Raw genomic sequence first — 11281 nt, 5'->3', positions numbered from 1 at the left:
TATCGCTCTGCAATTCGCCGACAGTATCTGACCTACGTGGCTCTCCCGGGTGGCTTTGTTTACCTGGCTGTCCTCCTGGACGCCTGGTCGCGCAAGGTGGTCGGCTACGCCATCAGCCGCTCCATGGACGCCCGGATCGCCGTGGCAGCGCTGCAGGCGCCCATCCGGAACCGCGCGCCACCCAAGGGCTGCATTCACCATTCCGACCGTGGGTCGCAATACGCATCCGAGGCGTATCGCGAGCTGCTTGCCGCCCACGGCCTGACGGGCTCGATGAGCCGACGGGGCGATCCATACGATAACGCCAAAATCGAGAGCTTCATGAAGACGCCCAAGGTCGAGGCCGTCTACTTGGCCGCCTACGAGACCTTCGAGGACGTGACCGCCGACCTTCCGCGGTTCATCAACGACGTCTACAACTCACGACGGCTGCATTCGTCTCTGGGCTATCTCAGCCCCGTGCAGTTCGAGGATCAACACGCCCAGTGGGGGGGTCAAAACCACGGCCTGAGCCTGTCCGCCTGCAGGGGCGCACTCCACTTGCTCGTGAAGCCATCTAGGGAGCGCCTAAGACCCTGTCGATCCGCCCTCCCCTTTCCGCCCGCGGCGTGGTGGTGCGCCCGGATGCTGGTGCTGTCGATCATCTGCAGAAGGTCGGCCTCGCCACCGCCATCGGCCAAAGCCTCCACGATCACGTGCCACGGGCGGGACGCGGTCCAGCGCCGGAACTGGCGAAACACCGGGTTCCAGTCTCCAAGCTCGGCCGGCAGGGCAGGCCATGGCGCGCCCGTGCGCGCGATCCAGCAGATGGCGTCGAGCACCCGCCGATGGCCGCGCGCGGACCTGCCGCCGAGCGAACTGGCAGAGACCGCGAAGGGCACGAAGACGGACCACGCCTCTTCGGTTACCAGCCCACGGATCAATGCCAACCTCCATGCCAGAGATCAGCGTAGAATCACGTCAATGTCCGGCTGGAAAGCCGCAAGCCGCCAGTTTGTCCCCGCGTCCTAAGGACCGGTCAGGGAAATCCAAGAAGGTTTGATAATGGAGCGAGGGACATGGCGGCACCCCACCTGCAATGGCCTGCTTCGCACGAGATCCAGCGGTTAGGTTGCGCGCAGCCGGCAACGGTCAGACCAGAAGAAGGGCGGCGGCTGAAGCAGGCGGGCCGGCCGCCGGGCTGCGCGACCCCTGCTCGCGGAGACGGAAAGCCCGCGGCCTCCGCCGATGGTGGTAGGCTGCTCCGTAGGATCAGCAGGGAGTGCGATGCATGAACCTCGAACTTGAGGGCAAGGTAGCGGTAATCACCGGAGGAACGCGCGGCATCGGGCTGGCGACTGCCCGCCTGCTCGCGAAGGAGGGTGCCGACGTGGTGCTGGTGTCGCGCCATGCGGACCAAGCCCTCCAGGTGGCGCACGAGATCGCCCGCGCGACCGGCCGTCGCGCTCTGGGACTGGCCGCGAACACCACCGACGATGCTGCCGTGGCCGCCATGGCGGCGGCCGTGGAGCGCGACATGGGCGGCGCCCACATCCTGGTGAACTGCGCCGCCGAGCCCGCCGGGCAGAAAGCCGTGCCCCCGCCCTCCGAGGCGGAGTGGGCTTCCATGGCATCGCACATGGACACCAAGGTCATGGGCTACCTGCGGTGCGCCCGCGCGCTGCTGCCCTTGATGCGCCGGGCGGGCTGGGGCCGCATCATCAACATCAGCGGGCTGGGGGCGCGACGGACCGGCGACGTGGTCGGCACCATCCGCAACGTCGCCGTGGTCGCCCTGGCGAAGAACCTGGCTGACGAGCTGGCGGGCACCGGGATTGCGGTCACCACCGTCCACCCCGGCCTGACCCGCACGGAGAAGGTGGACGCCATGCTTGAGGCCAGGGCCCAGGCGGAAAGCCGAACCGTGGGCGAAGTGGAAGCGTCCTTGGCGACGAACGTGCTGATGGGCCGCCTTCCCTCGGCGGAGGAGGTAGCCCAGGTAATCGCCTTCCTGGCCTCCCCCCGTTCTGTCACGGTCAACGGTGTCGCAATCGACGTGGGCGGAGGCGTACGCGGGTCCATCAACTACTGATCTCCGCGCAACCAGGAAAGCCGGCGTCAGCGTTCCCAGGCTCTCCGGGACGGTCTGGCAGTTCCCGGCCAGGCGACGCCATGGCTTGTGAGAAGGAAGACGGCCTTCATGTCCCCGTTCCGGACAGCTACCGAGCCGCCTGGATGACCAAAAGGGGCGCTGAGCTGCCGCTGCCCTGGCGGAAGGTGCACCAATGCAAGGCATGGCCATCAGCGCCGCCAAGCCGCCCGTGCTTCCGGGCTGCTGGACAAAGCCGCGCGGGGCGATCTGTCGCTGCGCGAGACGCCGGCACCGCTATGCCGGGCAGAGGTGTCGCATCGCGAGGAGCGGCGCATCCAGATGGGCACCGGCATCGCGAAGTCCCGCTGCCAGTGCACGCTGGAAGGGTTCGACTTCACCGCTCAACCCTCACTGAACGCCCGGAGGTGCGTGATCTGGCCACCTGCCGCTGGGCAACAACGGCGGTGCGCTGCTGATCCAGGGCCCGCCAGGTGTCGGCAAGACGCACCTGGCCATCGCCCCCGACCACGAGGCGACCCGCCACAGCTACCCGGTGCTGTTCACCGCGGCGAGGGCGCTGGTGACGAGCCTGGTCAGGCCGCCGCTACGAGCGCGGCAGCCTCGCGGTCACGTCCAACCGCGCCGTGGGCGATTGGGGCATGGTGCTGGAGGCGATCAGGTGGTCGCAACCGCCATCCTGGACCGCCTGCTGCACCACAGCCATGTGCTGACCATCCGCGGCGGCTAGCGGCTTGCGGGAGAAACGCCGCTCGGGGCTGCTCAAGGCAACACCTGCACCGGAATCCGCCGGAGCATCACAGTAGCGAAGGTGGCCGGGTTCCTGATGTCGCTTGCAAAATGGCGGACAGGGGGCGGCGTCAACTGGCGCCGCCCCGGTTTCCTACCCGGCCGCGTCCAACCTTCGGCAATCAGCGACGCGGCGCGGGGTCCACGCGGCCCAGCGGGGATTTCGTGCTGCCGCCCGGGGGCGCGGCGGTCGTACGGGTGTCCTCCACCTCGACCTCGGTGTGCCGGACCGTGTCGTGCACCGTCTCGACCCGCTCCTCCACGTCCTTCCGCACCACCACTTCCTCGGTGACGCGGGCCTCCTTGGCGACGACGGCCTCCTCGCTGGTCTCGGTCGCCTCGATCACGCGCTCGCTGAACAGTGCCTCGTCGGCACCGGTCGAGGCGCGGTCCATGGGCCGGCGTTCGATTTCGACATGCTCCTCGCGGAGCGACACCTCTTCTTCGGCAGGCGTCTCGACGACGTAGCTGCGCACGCGCACACGACCACCGCTGGCCACCCGCTTGCCGACCCGCAGCGTCTCCTCGACAAGCTCGATCTTCTCGTCGCGGCTTCCGGACGGGCTGGTCGCCGCGGCACTGACCACAGCGCCGTCTGGGAGGGTGGCTGCAGCGCCTGTGGGCTCCTGCGAGCGCAGCCCTTCCGTGCGCCAGGATTGCTGGCGGTCGTCGAGATCGACCGCTCCGTGCTCCTCCAGGATATTCATGGCCTGCTCGGCGCTGCCCTGCTCGACCCGCGCGGTCAGCAGGAAACCGCCGCGGCGGATCGCTTCGGCATAGGTGTCGCGGTCCTGGTCGGGCATGAACAGGTCCTTCAGGGAGGCGAGAAAGCCGCCTTCCTCCGCCTCACCCGCGTCCTGCGCGGTTACGGTGACATCCGCACCGGAGAGGCTGGTCTCCGTCACCAGTCGCTCGGCCGCGGCGTCGGCATCGTCGCGCGTGTCGTAGAGAGCGGTCAGGGTCGTCTGGGTCATGTTGAATCTCCGGTGCCGTCCTCGGGACGGGCTTGAGCATCAGGGCTGCCTTCAGAGGCAGTTGCGGACAGGCGTTCCACGCTCGCCACCTGGCGGCGCAGCGGAATGGTCTCCGCCACGGTCTCGGTCGTGGCGATGCGACGGATGCGGACCTCCTCCTTGAGGACGAGGCGACGCTCGACCACCAGGATCTCCTCCAACACAGGCACGACGAGGACTGCGCCGTCCTCCTCCTCCCGCACGTTGGGCGCCGTTGCGACCTCGTGGCCGAGGACGACACGCTCCACCTCAACGCGCTCGCCACTCAGCGTCTCGCGGATGAGCGCATCCTCGGTGGTGGTGGAAAGATTGACGCGGACCCGCCCGGTCTCCATCACGCGTCGTGCAATGGCGACGCGCTCGGCCACGAGCGGGATCACCATTTCCGTATCGGCTTTCGCGTCATCCACCACGCAGGACACCTCCGGTTCGGGCGCGGCGCCGATGACCCGACGGGGATGTCGGGCGGACGATCGGTCCGGCGTCTTGTCCCGAAGATGGTGAGCGGCCAGTCCATCGGGCAGGCGCCAAAGGCGGTTAGTCCCTATGCGGATTTGCGGCGACGCACTTCCCTGCCAGGCGGCGTTGAGTCGCTTACCAGTTCACGTCCGAATGACCGATTCACGTCCGAAGGTCACATCCATGCCACCCGACACGACCAGCACAGTCCGGGCCGCCACGATCCTGCCCGAAGGCGGCCCGGCCCTGCCGTCCCGCGTTTCCTGGGGCGCCGTCATCGCCGGCAGCCTCATCGCCGCGGTACTCGCGGCCACGCTGAACATTCTCGGCACTGCGATTGGCGCGACCACAGTGGACGCCGTCGCCCATGCCACGCCGGGCGCGGCCCGGATGGGCATCGGCGCGGCGATCTGGCTTGTCATCGCCAACACTCTCGCCCTGGCCGCGGGCGGCTATACCGCAGCCCGACTTTCCGGGACTGCCGACGACACCGACGGCATCCTGCACGGCCTCGCGGTCTGGGCCCTGGCCTTTCTGGTCTATGCCGTGCTGATCGGCAACCTGCTCGCGAGCCTGGCCTCCACGGCAACCAATGCGATCGGCAGCGTGGCGGGAGGCGCCGCCTCGGCGGTTGCCGAAACGGCGAGCCAGGCGATGCCGGATGTCTCGCCCAAGGCGCTGGTCGATCGCGCGCGGGACACGCTTCGCGGTGCCGGCGGCGATCCCCAGGCGATGACCAGCGAGCAGCGCAGCGCGGAGATCACCTCGCTGCTCGGGCGCCGCATCGCCCGCGGCGAATTTTCCGGCGAGCAGCGTGCCCGGCTGGATGCGCTGGTCGCGGCCGAGTTCGACATTCCGCCCGAGGAGGCCTCGCGCCGCGTCCAGGCGATGGAGGCCGAGGCGCAGCGCACCGCGGCGGAGGCTGCGGAGCGTGCCCGCCAGGCTGCCGACGCCACGGCGCGCGCCACCTCGATCGGCGCGTTCGGCACCTTCGCGGCACTGCTGATTGGTGCGGTTGCGGCGGTGCTCGGCGCCCGCCGCGGGACCCGCGACCGTGTCGCCCTGCTGATGCCCGGCCTGGGCCGGCGCCCGGCCTGATCCCAGCGTGGCCGCGGCCTCCCTTCGCGGGGGCCGCGGCCGATGCCGCCCGCATGCCTCCCGAAACAGTGTGAAGGCAGCCCCGATGGATACCAGTGATGCAACACATGCGGCCCTGGTGGCGCGCTTGGCGCCGCGGCTGCGCGCCCTGCATGAGGCGAATGGCCGTGACTGGGCGGGGACGGTGCGGGACGCCCTGGCCCTGCTGCAGGAAACCCACAGGGTCGAGCCGCGTGACGGCCCCGGCGCCGACACGCCCGACTCCCCCCGCGAGGACGACTGAGCCGCGCTTCGCCGAAACCGCCAGCGCCTTCCGCTCGTTGCCTCCCATGTCCTGCCGATGGCCGGCGGGCAGGGATATGCAGGCGCGCCGTTGCTGGATTGGGATGACCTCCGCTTCTTTCTGGCGATTGTCCGAACCGGGAGCCTTTCCGCTGCCGCCCGGGAGTTGCGCGTCACGCAGTCCACTGTCGGCCGTCGCCTCGCCTCGCTCGAAGGTGGCCTCGGCGCCCGGCTGCTCCACCGCACGCCGGAAGGCTACGTCCCCACGCTGGCCGGCGAGGCGATCCTCGGCCAGGCAGAACGCGTCGAGGCGGAGGCGCTCGCGGTGGAGCGCACGGTCGGCGGCCGCGATGCCCAGCTGGAAGGGGTGGTGCGCGTGACCTCCGTCGAAACGCTCGCCAGCCATGTCCTCGCACCCGCCTTCTGCGCGCTGCAGCTCGGCAACCCGGAGATCGGCATCGAATTGCTGGCCAATGTGCGACACATGAGCCTGGCCATGCGGGAGGCGGATATCGCCGTGCGCCTCACACGCTTTGAGCAGCACGACCTCGTCGCGCGGCGCATTGGCACCATGGCGCACGGGCTTTATGCCAGCCGGAGCTACCTTGAGCGCCATGGGCGGCCGGATTTCACGGACGGCTGCTCAGGCCACCTGCTGGTCACCGGCCTGGATGGAACGGAGGTGCCTCAGCTTGCCGGCTGGCTCGCCGAGATCGCCCCGCGTGCCACCGTCGCCCTGCGAACGGACAGTCCGGAGGCGCAGTTGCAGGCCACGCTCTGCGGCCGGGGGATGGCGTGCCTGCCTCGACTTCGCGCGGACACATGGGAAGACGAGCTGCAGCGGCTGCGGCCTCCCATGGCATTGCCGGGGGCCGAGATCTGGCTCGCCGTCCACAAGGACAACCGCCGGACGCCGCGGATCCGATTGGCCTTGGACGTCGTCGCCAACGCCGTCCGCGATCTTGCCGGCCGGCTTGACCCGCCGGAGAGCCTGCAACCGCCTGGTCCGCCCGCCTAGGCATCCCTACCCTGCCGCCAGGGCGACGCTGAGGTGCGCGCCGTCATGCAGCGTGTTGCCGACCGGCGAGCGCAGGGTGGCCCGCGCGACCAGCGCCGCGAGCGCCTCCCGCGAGGCCTCGGCCGCAATGTGGACCGCGACGCGTACCTCTCGCAGGCCCAGCGGCAGCGGCGGCCCCTCGTCCAGCGGCGCACCGGCCATGTCAGCCTCCACCACCAACTCCAGGCTCGACAGCCTCACGCCACGGGTCACCGCCATGGCGCGGATCGCGATGGCGAGATCGGAGCCGAGCGCGGCAAGCAGAATCTCTAGTGGCTGCGGTGCCGGGTCGGGGCCGGGAATGCCGCTCGGCTCATCCACGATCAGCACCGGCAGGTTGCGAATATGCGTGCGCTGGCGGAAGTGGCTCCCTGCCACCGTCCGGCAGCGGAGCGTATGCAACTGGCTCACCGCAGCCCATCCGGCGGCAGGGGGCCGGCCGCATCCACCGCTGCCGGAGCGCCGTCACGTCGGGGGGCTGAAATGCACAATGCCGATGTCCTTCTGCCCATCAAGCGCCCCCGTGACGCAGGGCGGCGCAGCTTTCCAGATGGCGTGCCCGGAGGCTGGCAACAGGGCGCAATGCTGCGGATCCACTATGCGCGGATGACGTGACCGGGGCGGTGCTGCCTGCCGGCCACCGCCGCTCGCGCCGTTCTTCGCGGAACCTTCAGACCGTGGTCATTATGGCATCGACCCGATCTGCCAACTCGTCCGGCATGACCGGCTTGTGGACCAACCCGAACGGGCCGTCCTGGACGGCCTGGCTGAGGAGCATCGATGCCGCATCACCCGTTGGCCGGTGATCAACAGGACCGGCCGGCCTGAATGCCGGGCGCGCGCGGCTCGGATGAGGGCCAGCCCATCCAGCCCCGGCATGGTCACGTCGGTGATCATCACCTCCGCCGCGCCCAATCCGGCCTTGCGAACGAAGGCCGCTTCGATGCGAGCGGCGATCATGACGGCTCCGCCAGCCGCCCCGCGTGCCGCCGCTAAACCTTCTTTCTGGGCACGGCCAAGGTCTGCGCCCGCGCTGCCGCGAAGGGCGACGCCACGGCAGTGACCTTTGCCTTGGCCTGCTTGGGCTTCTTCGCCTCTCGGCTGCTCCGCTTCTGACCCTTGGCCATCATTCCCTCCTGTGATCGGGCCGCACGGCGGCGCCGGTTGTCCCTGCGGTCTGTGGATTCACGGCCCTGGCGTCAGTGGCCTCGCCTGGGCCGCTCAGCGGGGAAGCCTCAGCGCGCTGCGTTTGCGCTGCACCCAACGAACCGTACCATGGGCGGACACGAGCGCTGCCAGCCCGGCACAGGACATCAAGGCGATACCGAACATGCCCGTACGACCAGAGGGAGGTTTCGACCTGGGCTGCATCACCCCCGCGCGGCGATCTGCGGGCCAGCGCGCCGGGTCGCGAGCCTTGCTGGGATGCTCCGGCATGCCCTCGTTCTCGCTCCGCTCCTCGGCGGTGCAGTCAGCGATCTCGTCGTCGAGCTTCGCGTTCATAACAGCTGTCTTTCCAGACGGCACTTTCGGCCGCGTTGGGGGCGGCTCGGCGCATGCTCGTGGTGTGCAACGGTTCGGGCGGTCGCGGATGATGTGCTACCCATCTGAAATCGTGATTTGGGTCCGGGAATAACAGTATGCGAGGGAGCACCATTTTGTGCTTTCCCCCGCCTTCCGTGCCGGGTACGACCTCGAGGAGGCATCCGTGCCCCCATACTCCCTTCCTGCCGGGATCTGGCATGACGTTCCCGGGGCTGGTTGCATCCCGTCGCCGTGCTGCTGGCCGCGCTTATCGTTCTAGCAATTCCGAGCACCAGTGCCTCGGCAAGTGTTCCGGCCGGTGTGTGGCTCATCGACGGGAAGGCGGCCGTGCAGATCTTCGACTGCAGCGGCCAGTTGAGCGGCCGGATTCTTTGGCTGCTGACGCCGCGCAATTCCCAAGGGCAGCTGAATCGCGACAGGAACAACCCCGACCCGGCGCTGCGGCAGCGCCCGCTGTGGCGGCTTGCGCCCCGCGGGCTCCAACCGCTGGCGAGGCGGCTGGTCCTAAAATCCGGACGACGAAAGACGTACCGGGTCTCGGCGAAACTCCGATCCGCCGCCCTTATCGTGGCATGGATCCATGTGGGCGTCCCGCTTCTTGGCGAAACCAAGACCCTGGTCCGGGTCGCGCACGGCACATCGGAGGGATGGTGCTGAGCAGGAGACGCGTACCTGCGGCGCCACGGCCGCGCCGCAGGAGCGGGGCTCCCTCCTGGTTCAGCCCGCTTTCCCCGCCCCCTGAAGAATGGTGAAGGGCGGCGATTGTTGACGTCCCGAGGGGGACCGGCAACTGCGCGACGGCGCTGTCAAAGCGCCAGCGCCTCAGCTTCCCAGGGGCCGCGGACGAAGTGGGTCACCTCGAAGGCCCCGCCGTCAGCCCAGAGGACGCTCAGCACCTTCGCCCCCGCGTGCCATACCTCGAACCCGTAGGGCAGGTCCGGCCTCGTTCGCTGCCGCTCGAGGGCATGCCGGTAGCCCGGGGACGACGCCTCACCCTCCGCCAGGACGTTGAACGGGGTCCAGTGCTCGATGGTCCAGGCTTCCGTTCGCAGCGCGACCAGCCGGACGGTGCCGCTCTGGATCTCCAGGGTGCCGCGTTCGCGGACGAGCGGAAGGAGGTGGTCGCGAATCGCGAGCGCCGGGCCTTCGCCGGAAGATACGAGGCTTAGGGTCATGTACCCCTCCACAAGGGTGTTGTCGTCAGATTGGATGAAACCGTGCCGGAACCGACGCCCGGGCACCCCACCTGCTTCCTGTTCTCCTCCGCAAGCGGAATCTGCCCCTGTCCACGGCCATCCTGCCTGCCCCTGGCCGTCCGGTACCCTTACCGACAGTCCGTGCCGGCGAGGCGATTGCGGCCGCCGCGGGCCAGCCAAGTTAGCACCGCAAGGCCGCCCGCCGCCGAGCGAACGGAGGCGCCCAGGATGCCCACCTTGGCGGCGTCGAGCAGCGCGCCCTGGAACGCGAGCCCGGTGATGAACAGCGCCATGGTGAAGCTGATGCCAGCAAGCATGCCGCCCCCGGCCAGGGCGCCCCAGCCGAGTTCCGCTGGCCGCGCCGCTAGGCCCGAGCGCACCGCCAGCCAGGCAAAGCCCACAACACCGACTGGGCACTTCGAAGAACCTCGCGGCTGACGCGCTGAGCTGATTCACTAAGGTCGATCAGCGGAGGTAGCGGCGATGGCAGGTCAGCCGGGCTTCCTCGATGTGGAGGAGCGGTATGCGGTCCTCTCCGCGGCCGGTGATCCGCTGGAGCGTCTTACGGCCGTCGTGGAGTTCGAGATCTTCCACCCCGTGCTGGAGGCGGCGCTGGCACGGTCGGATCGCAGCCGTGGTGGGCGCCCGCCCTATGACGCAGTGCTGATGTTCCGCGTGTTGGTGCTTCAGGCCCCTTATAGCCTCTCTGATGAGCAAGCTGAATTCGAGTTGCGGGACCGGCTGTCCTTCATGCGCTTCGCGGGCCTTGCCCTGCACCAGCTGGTGCCGGACGCCAAGACGATCTGGCTTTACCGCGAGCAGCTCAAGCAGGCAGGCGCCATCGAGGGGTTGTTCCGCCGCTTCGACGCGGTGCTGGCCGCCAAGGGCCTTCTTGCCATGGGCGGGCAGATCATCGCCGCCACGATCATCGCTGCGCCGCGCCAGAAGCTCACCCTGGAGAAGGCCACCATCCGGGGGGGCGGCACACCCGCAGACTGGTCGCGGCATAAGCGGGCGCAGAAGGACCGGGATGCGCGGTGGACGCTCAAGCGCGGCAGGACCAAGCGCAAACCCGAAGGTGCGCAGCGCCAAGCCATCCAGATCGCGGTGCCGATCTTCGGGTACAAAAGTCACATCGGCATCGACCGGCGGCACGGGCTGATCGGCGGCTGGACGGTCACCGATGCCGCGCAGCATGACAGCCGCAGCTTTCCCGCTTTGCTCGATCCCGAGAACACCGCCAGCTGCGTCTGGGCCGACACCGCTTACCGCACCAAGCGCAATCTGGAACTGCTGGAACGGCGTGGCCTGAGCAAGCGGATCCAGTTCCGCGGAGCGCCGCTGCGGGGGCTTTCCGAGCAGCAGGCGAAAGCCAATGCCGCACGCGCCCGGATCTGCTCCAGCATCGAGCATGTCTTTGCCGCGCAGAAGCACCGCATGGTACTCTTCGTCCGTACCATCGGCCTGGCGCGGGCACCGGTGAAGATCGGCATGGCTAACTTGGCGTACAACTTCACTCGTCTGGCCTGGCTCAGCGCCCGAACTGCGCCCGCATAACCTCGCAGCTTCCACGAGCAGCGGTACCGTCCGCCTTGAGCCGATTACCCAGCTTCATCAGCAGGGGCGCGTCGCGATCCGAGGCGGCCATCCTGCGCGCGAAGGCGGCGCCGCGGTGGGTGCTTCGAGGTCTCCGGCTGATTCAGGACTTCGGCATCAGTACCGCCCTAGAGCGGTTTCCGGCCTGACTGAATCG

At 68.9% G+C, this 11281-nt stretch carries 14 protein-coding genes and 1 pseudogene; 8 read left to right on the top strand and 7 right to left on the bottom strand.

What is annotated here, in order from left to right:
• Window positions 1–36 precede the first annotated feature (36 nt).
• Window positions 37–465 (top strand): annotated as a pseudogene (locus E0493_RS24030) (IS3 family transposase); the annotation flags it as partial.
• 29 nt (window positions 466–494) lie between these two features.
• Here the strand turns inward: E0493_RS24030 and E0493_RS24025 are convergent.
• Window positions 495–881: a transposase gene (locus tag E0493_RS24025; protein WP_367614578.1), complete on the bottom strand. Its 387-nt coding sequence runs from the start codon at window positions 879–881 to the stop codon at window positions 495–497.
• A 389-nt stretch (window positions 882–1270) separates the two neighbouring features.
• Between E0493_RS24025 and E0493_RS22480 the strand changes: the two genes are divergently transcribed.
• Both E0493_RS22480 and E0493_RS24020 read left to right on the top strand, forming a co-directional pair.
• Window positions 1271–2071 (top strand): SDR family NAD(P)-dependent oxidoreductase, encoded by an 801-nt coding sequence (locus tag E0493_RS22480; protein WP_160939508.1) that lies wholly within the window; start codon window positions 1271–1273, stop codon window positions 2069–2071.
• 442 nt (window positions 2072–2513) lie between these two features.
• Window positions 2514–2819 (top strand): ATP-binding protein, encoded by a 306-nt coding sequence (locus tag E0493_RS24020; RefSeq protein WP_367614577.1) that lies wholly within the window; start codon window positions 2514–2516, stop codon window positions 2817–2819.
• A gap of 181 nt (window positions 2820–3000) precedes the next feature.
• Here the strand turns inward: E0493_RS24020 and E0493_RS22470 are convergent, their stop codons facing one another.
• Together E0493_RS22470 and E0493_RS22465 are read right to left on the bottom strand one after the other, a co-directional pair.
• Window positions 3001–3852, bottom strand: a complete 852-nt coding sequence (locus tag E0493_RS22470; RefSeq protein WP_160939507.1) for a YsnF/AvaK domain-containing protein — start codon at window positions 3850–3852, stop codon at window positions 3001–3003.
• Window positions 3849–4304, bottom strand: coding sequence for a YsnF/AvaK domain-containing protein (locus E0493_RS22465; RefSeq protein WP_202397288.1), 456 nt, complete (start codon window positions 4302–4304; stop codon window positions 3849–3851). Before E0493_RS22465 ends, E0493_RS22470 begins: the two co-directional genes overlap by 4 nt.
• 229 nt (window positions 4305–4533) lie before the next feature.
• Between E0493_RS22465 and E0493_RS22460 the strand changes: the two genes are divergently transcribed.
• From E0493_RS22460 to E0493_RS22450, 3 genes are all read left to right on the top strand, one after another.
• Window positions 4534–5448, top strand: a complete 915-nt coding sequence (locus E0493_RS22460) for a hypothetical protein (RefSeq protein WP_160939506.1) — start codon at window positions 4534–4536, stop codon at window positions 5446–5448.
• Between the two features lie 85 nt (window positions 5449–5533).
• Window positions 5534–5731: a hypothetical protein gene (locus E0493_RS22455; RefSeq protein WP_160939505.1), complete on the top strand. Its 198-nt coding sequence runs from the start codon at window positions 5534–5536 to the stop codon at window positions 5729–5731.
• A gap of 57 nt (window positions 5732–5788) precedes the next feature.
• A complete protein-coding gene (locus tag E0493_RS22450; protein WP_160939504.1) occupies window positions 5789–6748 on the top strand; it encodes a LysR family transcriptional regulator in 960 nt (319 codons plus the stop codon).
• A 6-nt stretch (window positions 6749–6754) separates the two neighbouring features.
• On the opposite strand, the gene E0493_RS22445 is transcribed toward E0493_RS22450, so the two are convergent.
• Complete coding sequence (locus E0493_RS22445) at window positions 6755–7198, bottom strand: OsmC family protein (protein WP_160939503.1); 444 nt, start codon at window positions 7196–7198, stop codon at window positions 6755–6757.
• Between the two features lie 810 nt (window positions 7199–8008).
• Window positions 8009–8290 (bottom strand): hypothetical protein, encoded by a 282-nt coding sequence (locus tag E0493_RS22440; RefSeq protein WP_160939502.1) that lies wholly within the window; start codon window positions 8288–8290, stop codon window positions 8009–8011.
• Window positions 8291–8563: 273 nt separating this feature from the next.
• On the opposite strand from E0493_RS22440, the gene E0493_RS22435 reads away from it, so the two are divergent.
• On the top strand, window positions 8564–8989 hold the full coding sequence (locus E0493_RS22435; RefSeq protein WP_367614576.1) for a DUF2147 domain-containing protein: 426 nt from the start codon (window positions 8564–8566) through the stop codon (window positions 8987–8989).
• Between the two features lie 149 nt (window positions 8990–9138).
• Here the strand turns inward: E0493_RS22435 and E0493_RS22430 are convergent, their stop codons facing one another.
• A complete protein-coding gene (locus E0493_RS22430) occupies window positions 9139–9507 on the bottom strand; it encodes a hypothetical protein (RefSeq protein WP_160939500.1) in 369 nt (122 codons plus the stop codon).
• Between the two features lie 149 nt (window positions 9508–9656).
• Window positions 9657–9929 carry a Na+/H+ antiporter NhaA gene (locus E0493_RS22425; RefSeq protein WP_367614575.1) on the bottom strand — a complete coding sequence of 91 codons (273 nt, stop codon included), beginning with the start codon at window positions 9927–9929 and terminating at the stop codon, window positions 9657–9659.
• 82 nt (window positions 9930–10011) lie between these two features.
• Between E0493_RS22425 and E0493_RS22420 the strand changes: the two genes are divergently transcribed.
• Window positions 10012–11085, top strand: a complete 1074-nt coding sequence (locus E0493_RS22420; protein WP_160939499.1) for an IS5 family transposase — start codon at window positions 10012–10014, stop codon at window positions 11083–11085.
• Window positions 11086–11281: the final 196 nt, after the last annotated feature.

This window comes from Teichococcus coralli (assembly GCF_009829925.1).
In the GTDB taxonomy this organism is placed as follows: Bacteria; Pseudomonadota; Alphaproteobacteria; order Acetobacterales; family Acetobacteraceae; genus Pseudoroseomonas; species Pseudoroseomonas coralli.
This window is presented reverse-complemented; position numbering and strand designations above follow the sequence as displayed.